Genomic DNA, 17,401 nt, shown 5'->3' with positions numbered 1-17,401 from the left:
ACCAGCCGGGTCGCCGACGATGAACCGGTTACCCGGTCTGATGACCGGGAGCACGCTAGGCAACCCTGCGCGCTCACCGAGAGTTCGCAGGGCACAATAGAGCCCCTGGGCCTTGCTGCCCAGTGAGAATTCGCCCAGCGCCGATCCGGCGCCCAAGGAAGAGCGAGGAGTGCATGCGGGTACTCCGCCGCGGCGACGCCGGTCCCGATGTCGCCGAGATCAGGTCGATGCTGGCCGCGCTGGATCTGCTGCCCCCGGCCAACGGGTCGCCGCAGGAGCACGGGGCGTTCGACATGGCGGTGGAACAAGCCGTGCGCGCGTTCCAGCAGCGCCGTGGCCTGATCACCGACGGCATCGTCGGCCCGGCCACCTACCGGGCCCTGCGGGGGTCCAGCTACCACCTCGGCAGCCGCCCGCTGGCCTATCTGATCTCCGCGCCGGTGCACGGTGACGACGTGTTCGCGCTGCAGGAGCGGCTGACCGAGCTCGGCTTCGACGCCGGCCGCCCGGACGGGGTGTTCGGCCCGCAGACCGAGCAGGCGCTGCGCACCTTCCAGCGCGACTACGGCCTGGTGGTGGACGGCATCTGCGGTGGCGGCACGGTCCGCGCGCTGCGGCAGCTGTCCCCGCGTGCCCGCGGTGGCCGCCCGGTGTTCCTGCGTGAGCAGGAGCAGGTCCGGCGGTCGGGTCCGCGGCTGCGCGGCAAGCGCATCGTGATCGACCCCGGGCACGGCGGCCAGGACGGCGGTGTGGAGGTCGGCGGCCTGCGTGAGGCGGACATCGCCTGGGACCTGGCCCGCCGCCTCGAGGGCCGGATGAAGGCCACCGGCATGGAGGCCCTGATCTCGCGGGGGCCGGACCACAGTCCGGCCGAGGCCGACCGCGCGGCGTTCGCCAACGACGCCGGGGCCGACCTGTTCCTCTCGCTGCACAGCGACCAGAACCAGTCGCCGTACGCGCAGGGCGTGGCGAGCTTCCACTACGGCACCGGCAACGGCACCAGCTCGACGGTCGGTGAGCTGCTGGCCGGGTTCATCCAGCGCGAGCTGGCCGCGCGGACCGGGTTGCTCGACTGCCGCGCGCACCCGAAGACGTGGGAGATCCTGCGCCTGACCAGGTGCCCGGCGGTCCGCGTGGAGATCGGCTACCTGACCAACCCGGACGACCGGCGCCGCCTGTCGGACCCGGCCTTCCGGGACGTGGTCGCCGAAGGCATCCTGATCGCGGTGAAGCGCCTGTACCTGCTGGGCGAGGGTGACCAGCCCACCGGCACCTTCACCTTCGCCGACGTGCTCGCCTACGAACTGGCCAAGGCCGACTGAACCCACGCTTCAGGAAACGGCCCCGACGGTGTTCGTCGGGGCCGTTCTCCGTGGTGGGCAAATTGTGGGTAACTGTGCACAACCCTGTGGACAAGTCGTCACACTGTTCACAAGGTGTGGACAACCAGCGGTCAGGAGCGCGCCACGCTGGGTTCGGCGGTGGTGATGGTGACCTGGCCGAGCAGGCGCTCCAGCGCCGCTTCGACGTCTTCCTTCCAGGAGATCGCCGACCGCAGTTCCAGGCGCAGGCGCGGGAACTTCGGGTGCGGGCGCACGGTCTTGAAGCCGACCGACTGGAGGAACTCGGCGGGCAGCACGCAGGCGTGTTCCCCGTCCGAGGCGGGCTCGGTGGCGCCGAAGGCCTCGATCGCCTTCACACCGCGGCGGGTCAGGTCCTTCGCGACGGACTGCACGAGCATGCGCCCGAGGCCGCCACCGCGGAATTCGGGGGCGACGTGGAAGGCGGTCAGCAGCACGGCGTCCGGGGCGGGCGGCGAGGTGGGGAAGGCGTTCGCCCGCGGCACCGCGTTCGGCGGCGCGTAGAGCACAAAGCCGATCGGCAGCGTGTCGCTGTAGACGATCCGGCCGCAGGAGCCCCACTCCAGCAGCACGCTGGACACCCAGGCTTCCTTCTCAACCTCGGTTTCGCCGAATTCCTCGGCCTGCGCCTTCAGGTGCGGCGCGACCTCCCAGAAGACGCACCGCCGGCAGTGCAGGGGTACCTGGTCCAGGTTGTCCAGCGTGACGCCCACGACGCGTCGCGACACCCGACGACCTCCCCTGGTTACGAAACCCGATGCGGGACGCGGTTCATCGCAAGAGCAAACCCGCCCGAGATCACAGGATAGGCGGATGTGATGAGCACCGGAAGAGCCGAGGTCTCGAAGAGGGGATGGTTACACTCGATGGATCTACGAACGAGTAGCACTGATCATGCCGGCCGACATCGTTTGCGAAGTGCCCGATGAGCGAAAAGCGCCCAGCCAGACAGCCGCACAGCGGCCACCACAACCTCGACCCGCACCTGCCGCGGTACGCCGCGCGCACCGCGGGCATGACGGCCTCCGAGATCCGCGCGCTCTTCGCGGTGGCCAGCCGTCCCGAGGTGGTATCGCTGGCCGGCGGCATGCCGAACCTGGCCGCGCTCCCGCTCGAATCGCTGTCGTCGCAGATGGCCGAGCTGATCGCGAAGGACGGGCTGACCGCGCTGCAGTACGGCTCCGCGCACGGGGTTCCCGCGCTACGTGAGCAGATCTGCGAGGTGATGGCGCTCGAGGAGATCAGCGCGCACCCGGACGACGTGGTGGTCACCGTCGGCTCCCAGATGGGCCTGGACATGGTGACCCGGCTGTTCTGCGATCCCGGTGACGTGGTGATCGCCGAAGGTCCGTCCTACGTGGGCGCGCTCGGCTCGTTCGCCGCGTACCAGGCCGAGGTCGTGCACGTCGCGATGGACGACCAGGGCCTCGTGCCCGAGGGCCTCCGCGAAGCGCTCGCGCAGTGCCGCACCCACGGCAAGCGCGTCAAGTTCCTTTACACCATCCCGAATTTCCACAACCCCGCCGGCGTGACGCTGGCCGTGGAGCGGCGGGCGGAAATCCTGGAGATCTGCCGCGAGCACGACGTGCTGGTGGTCGAGGACAACCCCTACGGCCTGCTCGGTTTCGACGGCCAGACCTATCCGGCGCTGCGCTCGATGGACCCGGACAACGTGGTCTACCTCGGCTCGTTCTCCAAGACCTTCGCCTCCGGCCTGCGCGTCGGCTGGGTGCTCGCGCCGCACGCCGTGCGCGAGAAGCTGGTGCTCGCGGCGGAATCCGCGACGCTGTGCCCGCCGACGCTGAACCAGCTGGTGGTCTCGCGGTACCTGGCCACGCACGACTGGAAGGGCCAGATCAAGACCTTCGGCGAGAACTACCGCGAACGCCGGGACGCCATTCTTTCCGCGCTGGAGCAGCACATGCCGCCCGGTTGCTCCTGGACGCACCCGGACGGCGGGTTCTACGTGTGGGTCACCGTGCCGGAAGGCGTTGACACCAAAGCGATGCTGCCGCGTGCGGTGACCGCGCGGGTCGCCTACGCCTCGGGCACCGGCTTCTACGCCGACGGCTTCGGCAGCAGGCAGATGCGCCTGTCGTACTGCTACCCGACTCCGGAGCGGATCCGGGAGGGCGTGCGACGGCTCGCGGCCGTGCTCGAATCCGAAATGGACCTCATGCGCACCTTCGGTAGCGTGAACCCCCGCGCGGTGTCCGGGCCGGAGAACCCCTCCCCCGACACCGCCTGACGAACCACGGAAGCTGAGGAGTTCCCCGGTGGCCGAACGCACCGTTGCCGTGCTCGCTGGCGGTCTGTCCCACGAACGCGACGTTTCCCTGCGGTCGGGCAGGCGGCTGTCCGCCGCGCTGCGCGCCGAGGGGCTGACCGTGGAGGAGTGGGACACCGACGCTGGCCTGCTCGAGCGGCTGCGCACCCAGCGGCCGGACGCCGCAGTGGTGGCGCTGCACGGCGGCCAGGGGGAGAACGGCTCGGTGCAGACCGTGCTGGAGATGCTGGACGTGCCGTTTGTCGGCACCAGCTCGCAGGGCTGCCGCCGCGCGTGGGACAAGCCGACCGCGAAAGCGTTGCTGGCCAAGGCGGACTTCGCCACGCCGGACTGGGTGGTGTTGCCGCACAGCACTTTCCGCGAGCTGGGCGCGCAGGCGGTGCTCGACGCCATGGTGGACCGCCTCGGCCTGCCGCTGATCCTCAAGCCGGACCAGGGCGGCTCGGCGCTGGGCACCCAGGTGGTGCGCGACGCGGCGGAACTGCCCGCCGCGATGGTCGGCTGCTTCGCTTACGGCGACACGGTTCTCGCGGAGCGATTTGTCGACGGCGTTGAGGTCGCCGTGGCGGTCGTCGAAACCGAAGCCGGTCCGACGGCGCTGCCCGCGGTGGAGATCGTGCCGGAGAGCGGGGTGTACGACTACACCGCTCGCTACACCGCGGGCCTGACCGACTTCTTCGCGCCCGCCCGGCTTTCCGAGCAGTCCGCGAAGGCGGTCGGCGAACTGGCGGTGGCGGCGCACCAGCTGCTCGGTCTGCGTGACATCTCGCGGACCGACGCGGTGGTCGACGCCGACGGCACCGTGCACTTCCTCGAAGTGAACCTTTCGCCGGGGCTCACCGAGACCTCGACCGTGCCGATGGCGATCGAGGCGGGCGGCGGTTCGCTCGGCGCGGTCTTCGCCGAACTCATCGACCGCGCGATCAAGCGCTGACCGGGCGCCGGATCTTCCGATCCGGCGGCGCGATCTTCGATGCCGCTGCGTGCTCGTTGGTCAACCCAGCGAAATCATCACCGTGACGAAACGACCCGGGGTGATCCCTAATCGGATTCCGATGTCCGATTAGTCCCATTCGGGTCCATCAACGCGACAATCCGCTCAAGATCGTCCACCGAGCCGAACTCGACCACGATGCGTCCCTTGCGGCGACCGAGGTCGACCTTCACACGGGTGTCGAAGGTGTCGGAGAGCCGCACGGCGAGGTCCTGCAACCCCGGCGCCTGCATCGGCTTGCGGGGAGCGGGCTTCGCCTTGCGCGGTGTTTCGCTCTTCTTGAGCGTCACCGCTTCCTCGGTAGCGCGCACCGACATGCCTTCGGCGACGATCCGGGCCGCCAGGTCCTCCTGGTCCTCCGGGTTCTCCAGCGAGAGAAGGGCGCGTGCGTGACCGGCGGACAGCACGCCCGCGGCCACCCGGCGCTGCACCGGCAACGGCAGCTTCAGCAGCCGGATGGTGTTCGTGATGACCGGACGGCTGCGCCCGATGCGGCCCGCGAGTTCCTCGTGGGTCACCTCGAACTCGTCGAGCAGCTGCTGGTACGCGGCGGCTTCTTCGAGCGGGTTGAGCTGGACGCGGTGGATGTTCTCGAGCAGCGCGTCACGCAGCATCGCCTCGTCGGCGGTCTGCCGGACGATGGCCGGGATCTTCTCCAGCTCGGCCTGCTGCGACGCACGCAGCCGCCGCTCGCCCATGACGAGCTCGTACTCGTCGCCGGGGAGCTGGCGGACCACGACGGGCTGCATGAGCCCGAACTCGCGGATCGAGTGCTCCAGCTCGGCCAGCGCTTCTTCGTCGAAGACCTGGCGCGGCTGCTTCGGGTTCGGCTTGATCGCGCTGAGCGGCACCTCGCGGTAGACCGCGCCGGCGACCTCACCGCCCGGCGCGGGCGGCGCCGAGCCGTTCTGGCCGTTATCGGTGGACGCCGGTTTCGGCTCGACCGGCTTGCCCTCGGCGTTGACCGGGCCGGTGGGGATCAGCGCGGCGAGGCCGCGACCGAGCCCGCCCCTGCGTTCGGCACTCATTGCTTCTCACCGTTCTTCACACCGCGTTCGGCGATCTCGCGCGCCGCGTCCAGATAGCTCAGCGCCCCGCGGGAACCGGGGTCGTAGGCGAGGATCGTCTGGCCGTAACCGGGGGCCTCGGAGACCTTCACGCTGCGGGGGATGACCGTGCGCAGCACCACCTCGCCGAAGTGGTTGCGCACCTCCTGGGTCACCTGGTCGGCGAGCTTGGTGCGCCCGTCGTACATGGTGAGCAGGATGGTGGAGACGGCGAGTTCGCGGTTCAGGTGCTGCTGGACCAGTTCGATGTTGCTGAGCAGCTGGCCGAGCCCCTCCAGCGCGTAGTACTCGCACTGGATCGGGATGAGCACCTCCTGCGCGGCGACCATCGCGTTCACCGTGAGCAGGCCGAGCGACGGCGGGCAGTCGATGAAGACGTAGTCGACGCCGAGCTGGTCGATCGCGTCACTGGTGAGCGCCTCCTTGAGGCGCGTCTCGCGGTTGGCCATCGAGACGAGTTCGATCTCGGCGCCCGCGAGGTCGATGGTGGCGGGCACGCAGTAGAGGTTGGGGGACTGCTCACTGACCGCCGCGGCGTCCGCCAGGGTCACTTCGCCGAGGAGTACTTCGTAGACCGAGGGCGTGCCCGAGCGGTGTTCCACGTTGAGCGCGGTGCTGGCGTTGCCCTGCGGGTCGAGGTCGACGACGAGCGTCTTGAGCCCGTGCACCGCGAGGGCGGCGGCGAGGTTCACCGCGCTGGTGGTCTTGCCGACCCCGCCCTTCTGGTTGGCGACCGTGAGCACGCGGCGGCGATCCGGCTTGGGGAGTTGGTAGGACTCCGGGTGCAGCACCCGCGCGGCGCGCATGGCTTCTTCCGCGATCGGGGTCCAGCCCACGTCATGTCCGGTGTTTGCTGACGACGGTGGGTTCACCGGCCGAAGCACCTCCTCGATAGGGGCGAGCTGTTCTGGGTTCGTTTCACGTGGAACATCTCCTCAACGACGGCGCTGCGTTCTGGTCTTCGCCTTCCGTTCCGGCGAGACGCGGGGGATCAGCACCACGGTGGTCGGCACCTCGAGCAGACCGCCACCGCATTCCGCCACCGTCGCTTCACCGCCACCGGCCTTGGTCACCGCGAGCCGGTCTCGCGTTATCTCCTCCGCGGCGCTCGATCCCTTCAGCGCGAGCAAGGTGCCGCCGGTGCGCACCAGGGGCAGGCACCAGCCAGCCAGCTTCGCCAGGGGAGCGACCGCTCGCGCGGTCACCACATCACGATCGGCCGCGATGGCCCGAACGGCTTTCTCCTCCGCCCGGCCACGCAACACGGTGACGGACGACAGGTCCAGCTCGTCCACGACTTCGGTGAGCCAGTCGACGCGTCGCGCCATCGGCTCGATGAGCACGATATCGAGGTCCGGTCGAGCGATCGCAAGCGGAACCCCCGGAAGCCCAGCCCCGGAGCCGACGTCGGCGACACGGGCAGCGGTGTTGATCCTCTCGCCGATCACCGCGGAGTTCAAGACGTGGCGGTCCCACAGGCGGTCGACTTCGCGAGGACCGATGAGCCCACGCGCCACCCCGTGCTCGGCCAGCATCGCGGTGAACCGCTCGGCAAGCGGCAGCCGCTCCCCGAAGACCTGCTTGGCCGCCGCCGGTGCACCGAGGCCGTCTTCCACACCCACTCAGAACTCCTCTTCGGTCGCCGTTTCACGTGAAACGACGTACCTCCGATTGTCCCCGATCCCCCCGCCAAACCCGCGCGACGCACCCGCAGATGTGCACGATCCCACCCCAAGTTTCACGTGAAACCCACCGCGCCACCCCCACCGCCGCACCACCTCGCCACCGACCCCGCGCCGCCTGCCCTGACAATCGCTCGCGCCACCAGCTCCCCACCCGCCGACCCAGGCCGCCACATCACCCACCACGCCTCACCACCCTCGCCTGCCGACCCGCACAGTCGCCACACGCGCCCTGAGTCGTCACGCCAGCGCGCACTCACTCCCGAACCACCACACCGCCGAGCGCTCACCCCGAGCCAGCACCACACGGCGGCGCACCCACCCGGCGCCGCGGTCCGCAATACACACGACGGCAAGCCCCCACGTCCAACCGGCAACCAATCCGCCCGCGCCCGGCACAACCACTCATCCCAACCATCACCGCATGGCCACATCCCGAACAGCCCGAGACGCCCGCACACATCCTCCGCGCCGGCCTCAACACCCGCGGACATGCCAGGCAAACCACCGGCAGCAGACCGAGTCCCATACGAGGGGCCGCGCCTTCCGTGCACCCATCCGGCCGCCGACTCGCCCCAGCCCACTCATCCGGTCCCACCCGCAGCACACCCGCCACGAGCGATCAATCCGCCCTAGGCCACCCAGGCCAGCACCGGCAGCCATACCCGCCACCTACCCACAAGATCGAAGCCCGGCCACACACCGAAGTAGTAAGGAACGCGCCGCCAACGGTCCGCCGTCGCCAACCTCCGCGCCTCCATAGTTCGGACGCGTCCCCAGCCCCGTGGCGCGTCGACTTCGACCTCACCGGGCGCAGCCGAAATCACTGTCCTCGACCGCAAGCCGTTGCGCACGTCCGTCGACTCGCGCTCCATATCGGGCTTGTCGTCGGAGCGAACCGTGGGCCTCGGCCAGTCCCATCCCACGGACCCTCGCCTCAGCCACCATCGCCGCTGCGGCCATGCGCCCCCCGCCGCCTTGGAGTCACCCCCGCCACTCCCAAGGGGGGACGTCCCAAGTCCAGTCTATTCGGTGCGCGGGCTTCGGGGGCTGGGGCGGTGAATGCTGTGGATGGGGGAGGGGGTTGTGGACAGGTATGGGCTGCCGGTCGTATGAGGTGTCGGAATGACGGGGCTGTCTGCTACCCGGGATGGCGGGGGCACGGCTACCGATGGGGGCCGCAGCCCGGGCGGAGTGCGGCACGGCCGGCGAGGTGAGCCCCCTGGCGAGGTGGCCCGGCTGGTGAGGTAGCCCGACTGGTGAGGTGTGGCGCGGCCGGTGAGGTGTGGCGCGGCCGGGCGGAGGGCGTCAGGGCGGGCGGGGTGTGGTGGCGGTCGACGGGCGCCCTCAGGGGACGTCCGGAGAGAGGATGTGCCCGGGAGAGGGGAGTTGCTTTGGGGAGGGGTGTGAGGCGCGGGGCGCGTCTGGATGGATCGGTGCGGTTGCCAGCGGCGGTGAGGGCGGCGCGACGAGGCAGTGGCGCGGCGAGGCTGTGGCGGCGGGTGCCGGGGCGTCGGGTGAACCGAGGTGCCCGCAGACCGCGGCGCGGCGGATGGGCGAGTCCCGGTTTCACGTGAAACGCAAAGCGGCCCGCCGGCATCGAAGCCGGCGGGCCGCTCACGAAAAATCAGCTCAGGACGGGAAGACCACCACGCGGCGCTTCGGGTCCTCGCCTTCGCTTTCGCTCCGCACGCCGTCGATGGCGGCGACCGCATCGTGCACGACCTTCCGTTCGAACGGGCTCATCGGCTGCAGCCGAACCTTCTCGCCGGTGGACAGCACGGTCTCCGCGGTGGACCGCCCCAGTTCTCGCAGTTCCTCCCGGCGGTCCGCCCGCCAACCCGCGATGTCCAGCATCAGCCGGCTCCGCGAACCCGTCTCCTGCTGCACCGCCAGCCGCGTCAGCTCCTGGAGGGCCTCGAGCACGTTGCCCCGCGAGCCGACCAGCTTCTCCAGGTCCTCACCGCCGTCGATGCTCACGATCGCCCGGCCGGCTTCGACATCCAGATCGATGTCGCCGTCGTAGTCCAGCAGGTCCAGCAGGCGCTCCAGGTAGTCGCCCGCGATGTCGCCCTCCTTCACCAGGAGGTCGTCGTCCACCCCGTTCTTCGCCGGAGCCGCGGTCTCGGTCGCCTCGGCGACCTCGGTCTCCTGCTCGACCGCTTCGGCCGTTTCCGCCATGCCCTTGTCTCCTCTCCAGCCCGCGCTCAGCGGCGCTTCCGGCCAGACTTCTTCGTTGAGTCGCTGATCAGGCCGGGCACGCCCGTGCCGTTCTCGGACGAGGTCGAGTTCGAATTCGAGTTCGAGTTCGAGTTCGAAGACGCCGGGGAGTCCGCCTTGGGCGCCGGCTTCTTGGCGGCGCCGGAGGACTTCTTCGCGGCGGTGCTGCCGCTGCCCTGGGCGAAGCCGTGCGGCGAGCCCGCCTTCTTCTTGCCCTGCTGCCCCTGGCCCTTGTTCTCGCCGGACTGACCCGCCGGGGTCTTCTTCTGCTGCACCGGCTTCTGCCCCACGCGCGGCTTCTGGCCGACCTTCGGCGCCATGGTGCTGCGCTTCTCGATCGCCTCGGCCTTCTTCTTCTCCTCTTCCTTGTCGATCTTGGTGTAGACCAGGCGCTGCTGCATCAGGGTCCAGCCGTTGTTCGCCAGCCAGTAGATGAGCAGGCCGATCGGGAAGAGCGCGCCGAAGACGAGCACACCGAGCGGGAAGACGTACAGCGTCAGCTTGTTCATCATCGCGGTCTGCTGGGTCGCCGACGCCGGGTTCTGGCGGGCGACCGAGTGCCGCGCGGTCAGGTGCGTCGCGATCGACGCGACGATCATCAGCGGGATCGCCACCGGCGCCACATACCAGTGCCAGCCGCTCGCCGCGGCCTCACCCGCGAGGATCTGCGTGTTGTGGATCGCGTCGCCGAGGTTGACGCCGAACAGCTTCGCGTTGACGTAGGACTCGACGCCGCCCTTGTCGAAGAAGTAGTTCTCGGTCTTCTCCCCGCCGTTCGGGTTGACCGTGAACATCCGCAGCACGTGGTTCAGCCCGATGAACACCGGGATCTGCAGCAGCATCGGCAGGCAGCTGCCGAGCGGGTTGACGCCGTGCTCCTTCTGGAGCTTCTGCATCTCCAGCGCCTGGCGCTGCTTGTCGTTCGCGTACTTCTTCTGGACCTTCTTGATCTCCGGCGCGAAGTCCTGCATCTTCTTCATCGACCGGACCTGGTTCACGAACGGCTTGAACATGATGCCGCGCACGGTGAAGGTCAGGAAGATGATCGCCAGGACCCAGGCCACGGCGCTGGCCTCGCCGAACACCAGCCCGAATACCTTGTGCCAACACCACAGGATGAAGGACACGGGGTAGTAGATGAAGTCGAGCACTGAACTACTCCTCGGTAGATGTACCAGGTCGGTGATGGCGCCAGGTGAAGACCTCGGGTACCGGGTCCCGGCCGGGAGGGGTCCACGGCCCGCAGCGCAGCAGCCGGCGCACCGCGAGATAGCTCCCGCGAGCAGCGCCGTGCCGGGTCAGTGCTTCCTGCGCGTAGGCACTGCAGCTGGGGTAGAACCGGCAGCTGGGCGGCAGGAAGGGGGAGATCGCCTTGCGGTAGAAGCGCACCGGGAGCAGTAGAACCCACGCGACCGGCCCGGGCCGTGGCACCGGGGCCTGGCCGGCCTCATCCGTTCGTGTTTCGCTCACACCGATGGCCCGTCTTCGCGCGAAGGTGGATCCTTGCGTGTCCCGCCCGGGGAACCGGGCAGGAGGTCGAGCCGGCGCAACGCCGAGTCGAGATCCGAACCGAGTTCCGCACTGGTGGCGGTGGCAGCGGCAGGCAGGGCCCGAACGACCAACGAGCTACCGCCCGGAAGCGTTCCAAGCCGCGCGGATACGAGGTGACGCAACCGCCGGGCCACCCGGTGGCGAACCACCGAGTTCCCGACGGCCTTACTCACGACGAAGCCCGCCCTGCTGCCCGTGGCATCAGGCGCGTCGCCCGGGATCGCGTGGACCACGAGGCGTTTGCGTCCGGCCCGGACACCACCGCGCATGACCGAACGGAAGTCCTCGCTCCGCCGCAGTCGAGCGGTGGCCGGCAACATGGCGGGCCCCGCCGGGATCAGGCGGACAGCTCTTGGCGGCCCTTGCGACGACGGGCCGCCAAGATGGCCCGGCCGGCACGGGTCCGCATGCGCAGCCGGAACCCGTGGGTCCGCGCGCGTCGGCGGTTGTTCGGCTGGAAGGTGCGCTTACCCTTTGCCACGGTCGACTTCTCCTGCTCTCTGACTCGCCGACGCCTGCGGGCAGACGTGAAACCGGGCGAGCGCGTACGTGTTTGCTCGTCTCCAGCCGGGCCGCGACCCCACCTCGGTGGCGGGAAGAACACGGGCACGCGAAACGCACCCGCTGCCTGCGGGAGACCTTACGAGGGTACGCACCCGGCCCGGTGACACCGAAACCGGCCCCTGGATAACACACCGCGACCACCGGCGCCGGTCCGGGCACGCGACGCCGGAGAGCCGAATGGCGACACGCCGTACACCGTGAAAAGCTTGCCCGAGGCGACATCTTGTGGCAACGGGGCGGGCTTGTTAGCGTGCCTCTTCTCTTGCCCCACCAGTGCAGGCGCTCGCCGTGCGGGCCGCCGGGTGGGGCGGCTGGGCGTCGCCGTACATTAGTGCACAGTTGTGGACAACTTTGTGGATACCTGCTGCGCGGGTTCGGCTTGGGGATAGGGTAGAGCGCTCCGTGTGGGTGAACCGCGGGTGGACGAGGGGAGGGGAGCAGAGCAGGTGTCCGACCACCAGTTGAACCTGGGTGTGGTCTGGGAGCAGGTCGTCCGCGAACTGTCCGACAGCACGCTTTCCCCCCAGCAACGCGCCTGGATGCGCGTGACCAGGCCGATCGGCCTGCTCGACGGCACCGCGCTCCTCGCCGCGCCGAGCGACTTCGCCAAGGAAGCCATCGAACGGGCCCTGCGCGAGCCGATCACCGACGCGCTCTCGCGCCGCCTCGGCCGGGAGGTTTCGCTCGCGGTCAAGGTCGACACCGCCGACGGCGCCATGGGCGGGCCGTCCGCGCCGCCCCCACCCAGCCGGTATTCACCCCCACCCGGACGGGTGGAAAACGGTTCCGCTGCGCGACCGCCGAACCCCCGTCCCCACCCGCCGCGGCCGATGCCGGGACCGCCCGCGCCGCCCCTCGAGGGCACGGCCATGCCGCCGGGCATGCCCCCCACGCGCAGCCCGCGACCGGACCCCGCCGAGCTGGCGCGGTCACACGAGGCGGCCGAGCCGATCGACGACGGGGAAGAAGAGGTGGACGAAGAGGGGGAGGCGCTGGCCGCCGTGCACGAGATCTGGCCGACCTTCTCCGGGCAGCCGGTCGCCGGCCAGCCCTACACCGCACCCGCGCAGCCGCAGACCTCGAAGACCAGGCTCAACGAGAAGTACACCTTCGACACCTTCGTCATCGGCGCGTCCAACCGGTTCGCGCACGCGGCGTCGGTCGCCGTCGCCGAAGCGCCGTCCCGCGCGTACAACCCGCTGTTCATCTGGGGTGAGTCCGGGCTCGGCAAAACGCACCTGCTGCACGCCGTCGGGCACTACGCCCAGCGGCTGTTCCCCGGCATGCGCGTGCGGTACGTCTCCACCGAAGAGTTCACCAACGACTTCATCAACTCCCTGCGCGACGACCGGAAGGTCGCCTTCCAGCGGCGCTACCGCGACATCGACATCCTGCTCGTCGACGACATCCAGTTCCTGGAGGGCAAGGAAGGCACGCAGGAGGAGTTCTTCCACACCTTCAACACCCTGCACAACGCGAACAAGCAGATCGTGGTCTCCTCCGACCGCCCGCCGAAGCGGCTGGAAACCCTGGAGGACCGGCTGCGCACGCGGTTCGAGTGGGGCCTGATCACCGACATCCAGCCGCCCGAGCTGGAGACCCGCATCGCCATCCTGCGCAAGAAGGCCGCGCAGGACAGGCTCGCGGTGCCCGGTGAGGTGCTGGAGTTCATCGCGGCCAGGGTCGAGGCGAACATCCGCGAGCTCGAAGGCGCGCTCATCCGCGTCACCGCGTTCGCCTCGCTGAACCAGCAGCCGGTCGACGTCGGCCTCGCCGAGATCGTGCTGCGCGACCTGATCCCCGATTCGCAGGCGCCGGAGATCAGCGCGCCGACCATCATGGGCGTCACCGCCGAGTTCTTCGACGTGTCGATGGACGACCTGTGCGGGCCCGGCAAAACGAAGGCGCTCGCCACCGCGCGCCAGATCGCCATGTACCTGTGCCGCGAGCTGACCGACATGTCGCTGCCGCGGATCGGGCAGACCTTCGGCGGCCGCGACCACACCACAGTGATGCACGCGGCGAAGAAGATCCGCAAGGAGATGGCCGAGCGGCGCCGGATCTACGACCAGGTGCAGGAGCTGACCTCCCGCATCAAGCAGCGCGCCCGCCAGTAGTTCAGTAGTTCAGTAGTTCAGTACTTCAGTAACTCAGTACTTCAGTCTTTGGCGTGCCGCGCGCGGTAGGCCTTCACCTTGTGCCGGTTGCCGCAGCGCTGCATCGAGCACCACCGCCGGTTGCCCGGCCGTGAGGTGTCCAGGAAAACCAGCGCGCAGTCCTCGGCCTCGCATTCACGGAGCCGGTCGATCCGGTCACCGCCGATCACGTCGATCGCCTCGCGGGCCGCGGTGCCGAGCACCTGGCTGCCGGTGATCGGCGTAGCCCACTCGCACACGCCGGTGTCGAGCGCGATCCGCGGGCGCATCGACGACTCGGCCGCCGCATTGATGAATTCGAGTTCGTCCTCATTCGGTTCTTCGGCGGCCGCCACCACGTGGGCGACCGTCCAGAGCGTGTCGCGGAACTGTTTTATCGCGCGCAGTTCCGCGGGCCGGATGCGGACGTCGTCGGCGTCGATCGGCGCGGTGAGCGCGAGCCGCGAGTCGACCAGCCAGGCGGCGAGGTCCGAGGGGCCGCGCAACAGCTCCCACCGCTGGTCGCCGTCCGGCCCGCCGGTGAGGAGCAGCTCGAGGAAGAACGCACCCGGGTCGAACGGGAACGCCTGCCCGTCCGGTCCGGCGATCAGTCGCGTGCCGAGATCCATGTAACTACTATAGTAAGTTACGTGAACCGCTTTTACTGGTTACCACCGCGAAGCGACGTACGAGCCGCGTACGCGCGCGAAGCGCTTGCATAGCAAGGAAAGCGGCGAGGGTCCGCGTACGCGTGCTTCGCCGCGTACGTCGCGAAGCACGCGTACGCGACGCGTCGCGAATCCTCTTTGCCCCACAAGGGAAAAACTGTCCCCAGGGGTCCCACCTGCTCTTTTTCCCTTTCTCCACAGGAAAAACACAGGCTGACCGGGAACCATGCACAGGACATGCACAAAACTGTCCACATCACCCCGCAGGGCGATCTCCGGCACGGGTTCGCCGGTGCATGGCCTGGGTACAAATCAGCGCACAGGTGGGGACAGCGGTGTGGACAACTGGGGACACATGTGGACGGACGGGGTGGATGGCCGAAGCTGTCCACCGGTGCCCGAGTCTGTCCACCGATCCGCCACCACCGGTGTCCACAGGCCGCCGCGCCGTGCACGCTGCGGCGACGGACGCTGTCCACACAATCCACACCCCCTATTACTGTCACTGTGAATTCTTTTTCTAGGAGAACAAGCTAAAAACAGGGGCAGCTCGAAGTTGGGGACAAGTCGCGCCGAGTAGTCGCTTGATCGGTTTGTCGACAGGGTGGGCCGGATGACGCCGGGCCGGGTCACGCTCTAACGTGAGTACCCACACCAGGTCCGCCTGGCGGCGCCCGCCGCCGTCACCCGGGCCGCACACCACGCTGGCGAGGTCTCCGCGTGCCGCCACCCGAGCCGGGCGCACGCCAGAGGCGTTTGTCGATCTTCTCGGGCGGAGGGGCCCGGCTACCGCGAAAGGATGAGCGCATGAAGATCCGCGTCGAGCGCGACGGGCTGGCAGACGCCGTCGCCTGGGTGGCGAGAAGCCTGCCGTCGCGGCCTCCCGTCCCGGTACTGGGCGGAGTACTCCTGGAGGCCTCCGACTCGTCCGAAAGCGACGCGCTCACCGTCTCGGGGTTCGACTACGAGGTCTCCGCCACCGTGGGCGTGCCGGCCACGATCGCCGACGGCGGCCGCATGCTGGTCTCCGGCCGCCTCCTCGCCGACATCACCAAGGCGCTGCCCGCGCAGCCGGTGGAGATCTCGGTCGACGGCGCCCGCGCGTCCATCACCTGCGGCAACGCCCGGTTCAGCCTGCCGACCATGCCGGTCGAGGACTACCCGCAGCTGCCGGCCCAGCCCGCCTTCGCCGGTGAGCTGGCCGGTGAGGTCTTCGGCCAGGCGGTGGCCCAGGTCGCGGTCGCCTCCGGCAAGGACGACACCCTCCCGATGCTCACCGGCATGCGGCTGGAGATCTCCGGCGACACGGTCACCCTGGTCGCCACCGACCGCTTCCGCCTCGCCATGCGCGAGTTCACCTGGAAGCCCGCCGAGGGCCTGGCCGACGCCGCGGTGCTGGTACCCGCCCGCACGCTGGCCGAGGCCGCGAAGTCGATGGGCTCCAGCGGTGCCACCGTCCAGCTGGCACTGGCCAGTGGCGAAGGGCTGCTCGGCCTGTCCGGCTCCGGCCGCTACGCCACCACCCGCCTGCTCGACGCCGAGTTCCCGCCGTACCGCCAGCTGCTGCCCGCGAGCCACACCTCCCGCGCGGTGATCGGCGTCGGCGCACTGGCCGAAGCGATCAAGCGGGTGTCGCTGGTCGCCGAACGCGGTACCCAGGTGCGGCTGGAGTTCTCCGAAGGACTGCTCCGGCTGTCCGCCGGTGGTGACGACGAAGGCAGCGCCGAGGAAGAACTGCCGGTGGACTACGAGGGTGAGGCGGTGACCATCGCCTTCAACCCGGGGTACCTGGTGGACGGGCTCGGCGCGCTGCACGCGGACCGCGCCGAGCTGACCTTCACCACGCCCAACCGCCCCGCGCTGATCAAGCCGGCGGACGAGGAGGGCAACGTGGTGCCCGGGTACCTCTACCTGCTGATGCCGGTCCGCCTGCCGGGCTGACGTCGGCCACCGAACCGGAGCTAAGGGGAGATTCATGGTGCAGATGGGGCTGGTCGGGCTCGGCAAGATGGGCTTCAACATGCGCGAGCGGCTGCGTGCCGCCGGGCACGAGGTCGTCGGCTACGACCGCAACGCCGAGGTCAGCGACACGACCTCGCTCGAGGACCTGGTCTCGAAGCTGGCCGCACCGCGCATCGTCTGGGTGATGGTGCCCGCCGGTGAGCCGACCCGCGAGACCGTGGTCGCCTTCAGCAACCTGCTCGGCGAGGGCGACATCCTGATCGACGGCGGGAACTCGAAGTTCACCGACGACAAGATCAACGCCGAGCTGCTCGCCGCGAAGGGCGTCGGTTACCTGGACGTCGGCGTGTCCGGCGGGGTGTGGGGCAAGGAGAACGGGTACGGCCTGATGGTCGGCGGCTCGGCCGCCGACGTCGAGCGCGCGATGCCGATCTTCGACGCGCTGCGCCCGGAGGGTCCGCGCGAGGAAGGCTTCTCGCACGCGGGCTCGGTCGGCGCCGGGCACTACGCGAAGATGGTGCACAACGGCATCGAGTACGGCCTGATGCAGGCGTTCGCCGAGGGCTTCGAGCTGCTCGAGGCCTCGAAGGCGGTCGACGACGTGCCCGCGGTGATCAAGGGCTGGCAGCGCGGGACCGTGGTCCGGTCCTGGCTGCTCGACCTGCTGGTCCGCGCCCTCGACGAGGACCCGGAGCTGGACGATCTCGAGGGGTACGTCGAGGACTCCGGCGAGGGCAGGTGGACGCTGGAGGAGGCGATCAACAACGCGGTGCCGGCGCCGGTCATCTCGGCCGCGCTGTTCGCCAGGTTCGCCTCGCGCCAGGAGCACTCGGCCGCCATGCGCGCGGTGGCCGCGCTGCGCCAGCAGTTCGGCGGGCACGCGGTGAAGAAGGCCGGCGGCTGAGCCGGT

At 69.5% G+C, this 17,401-nt stretch carries 16 protein-coding genes; 6 read left to right on the top strand and 10 right to left on the bottom strand.

All coding sequences use genetic code 11. The features are described from left to right. Positions 1 to 173: 173 nt before the first annotated feature. Positions 174 to 1,322, top strand: coding sequence for an N-acetylmuramoyl-L-alanine amidase (locus A4R43_RS30880; RefSeq protein WP_113695307.1), 1,149 nt, complete (start codon positions 174 to 176; stop codon positions 1,320 to 1,322). 131 nt (positions 1,323 to 1,453) lie between these two features. Here A4R43_RS30880 and A4R43_RS30875 read toward each other — a convergent pair whose 3' ends face one another. Continuing rightward, positions 1,454 to 2,089: a GNAT family N-acetyltransferase gene (locus A4R43_RS30875; protein ID WP_113695306.1), complete on the bottom strand. Its 636-nt coding sequence runs from the start codon at positions 2,087 to 2,089 to the stop codon at positions 1,454 to 1,456. A 197-nt stretch (positions 2,090 to 2,286) separates the two neighbouring features. On the opposite strand from A4R43_RS30875, the gene A4R43_RS30870 reads away from it, so the two are divergent. Further along, positions 2,287 to 3,609, top strand: coding sequence for an aminotransferase-like domain-containing protein (locus A4R43_RS30870; RefSeq protein ID WP_113695305.1), 1,323 nt, complete (start codon positions 2,287 to 2,289; stop codon positions 3,607 to 3,609). Positions 3,610 to 3,637: 28 nt separating this feature from the next. Then, positions 3,638 to 4,582, top strand: a complete 945-nt coding sequence (locus tag A4R43_RS30865; RefSeq protein ID WP_113695304.1) for a D-alanine--D-alanine ligase family protein — start codon at positions 3,638 to 3,640, stop codon at positions 4,580 to 4,582. A 107-nt stretch (positions 4,583 to 4,689) separates the two neighbouring features. On the opposite strand, the gene A4R43_RS30860 is transcribed toward A4R43_RS30865, so the two are convergent. From A4R43_RS30860 to rpmH, 8 genes are all read right to left on the bottom strand, one after another. Continuing rightward, positions 4,690 to 5,670: a ParB/RepB/Spo0J family partition protein gene (locus tag A4R43_RS30860; RefSeq protein WP_113695303.1), complete on the bottom strand. Its 981-nt coding sequence runs from the start codon at positions 5,668 to 5,670 to the stop codon at positions 4,690 to 4,692. Beyond that, the gene (locus A4R43_RS30855) at positions 5,667 to 6,581 is read right to left on the bottom strand and encodes a ParA family protein (RefSeq protein ID WP_113695302.1); all 915 of its coding nucleotides are present in this window, start codon (positions 6,579 to 6,581) and stop codon (positions 5,667 to 5,669) included. Before A4R43_RS30855 ends, A4R43_RS30860 begins: the two co-directional genes overlap by 4 nt. 63 nt (positions 6,582 to 6,644) lie before the next feature. Then, positions 6,645 to 7,331, bottom strand: coding sequence for a 16S rRNA (guanine(527)-N(7))-methyltransferase RsmG (gene rsmG, locus A4R43_RS30850; RefSeq protein ID WP_113695301.1), 687 nt, complete (start codon positions 7,329 to 7,331; stop codon positions 6,645 to 6,647). Positions 7,332 to 9,023: 1,692 nt separating this feature from the next. Then, positions 9,024 to 9,572, bottom strand: coding sequence for a Jag family protein (locus tag A4R43_RS30845; RefSeq protein WP_113695300.1), 549 nt, complete (start codon positions 9,570 to 9,572; stop codon positions 9,024 to 9,026). Positions 9,573 to 9,598: 26 nt separating this feature from the next. Beyond that, complete coding sequence (yidC, locus tag A4R43_RS30840) at positions 9,599 to 10,762, bottom strand: membrane protein insertase YidC (protein WP_113695299.1); 1,164 nt, start codon at positions 10,760 to 10,762, stop codon at positions 9,599 to 9,601. A gap of 4 nt (positions 10,763 to 10,766) precedes the next feature. Beyond that, a complete protein-coding gene (gene yidD, locus A4R43_RS30835; RefSeq protein ID WP_113695298.1) occupies positions 10,767 to 11,087 on the bottom strand; it encodes a membrane protein insertion efficiency factor YidD in 321 nt (106 codons plus the stop codon). After that, complete coding sequence (rnpA, locus tag A4R43_RS30830; RefSeq protein ID WP_113695297.1) at positions 11,078 to 11,482, bottom strand: ribonuclease P protein component; 405 nt, start codon at positions 11,480 to 11,482, stop codon at positions 11,078 to 11,080. The genes yidD and rnpA overlap by 10 nt, the downstream gene beginning before the upstream one ends. A 17-nt stretch (positions 11,483 to 11,499) precedes the next feature. After that, on the bottom strand, positions 11,500 to 11,643 hold the full coding sequence (gene rpmH, locus A4R43_RS30825) for a 50S ribosomal protein L34 (RefSeq protein WP_113695296.1): 144 nt from the start codon (positions 11,641 to 11,643) through the stop codon (positions 11,500 to 11,502). 529 nt (positions 11,644 to 12,172) lie between these two features. Here rpmH and dnaA point away from each other — a divergent pair. After that, positions 12,173 to 13,843 (top strand): chromosomal replication initiator protein DnaA, encoded by a 1,671-nt coding sequence (gene dnaA / locus A4R43_RS30820; RefSeq protein ID WP_113695295.1) that lies wholly within the window; start codon positions 12,173 to 12,175, stop codon positions 13,841 to 13,843. Between the two features lie 41 nt (positions 13,844 to 13,884). Here the strand turns inward: dnaA and A4R43_RS30815 are convergent, their stop codons facing one another. Then, on the bottom strand, positions 13,885 to 14,490 hold the full coding sequence (locus tag A4R43_RS30815) for a CGNR zinc finger domain-containing protein (RefSeq protein ID WP_113695294.1): 606 nt from the start codon (positions 14,488 to 14,490) through the stop codon (positions 13,885 to 13,887). Positions 14,491 to 15,336: 846 nt separating this feature from the next. On the opposite strand from A4R43_RS30815, the gene dnaN reads away from it, so the two are divergent. Continuing rightward, positions 15,337 to 16,470, top strand: coding sequence for a DNA polymerase III subunit beta (gene dnaN / locus A4R43_RS30810; RefSeq protein ID WP_113695293.1), 1,134 nt, complete (start codon positions 15,337 to 15,339; stop codon positions 16,468 to 16,470). Between the two features lie 34 nt (positions 16,471 to 16,504). After that, positions 16,505 to 17,395, top strand: coding sequence for a phosphogluconate dehydrogenase (NAD(+)-dependent, decarboxylating) (gnd, locus tag A4R43_RS30805; protein WP_113695292.1), 891 nt, complete (start codon positions 16,505 to 16,507; stop codon positions 17,393 to 17,395). Positions 17,396 to 17,401 lie beyond the last annotated feature (6 nt).

The sequence above is a fragment of the Amycolatopsis albispora genome (assembly GCF_003312875.1).
In the GTDB taxonomy this organism is placed as follows: domain Bacteria; phylum Actinomycetota; class Actinomycetes; order Mycobacteriales; family Pseudonocardiaceae; genus Amycolatopsis; species Amycolatopsis albispora.
The sequence above is the reverse complement of the archived record's forward strand: the minus strand, read 5'-3'. Positions and strand labels throughout refer to the sequence as shown.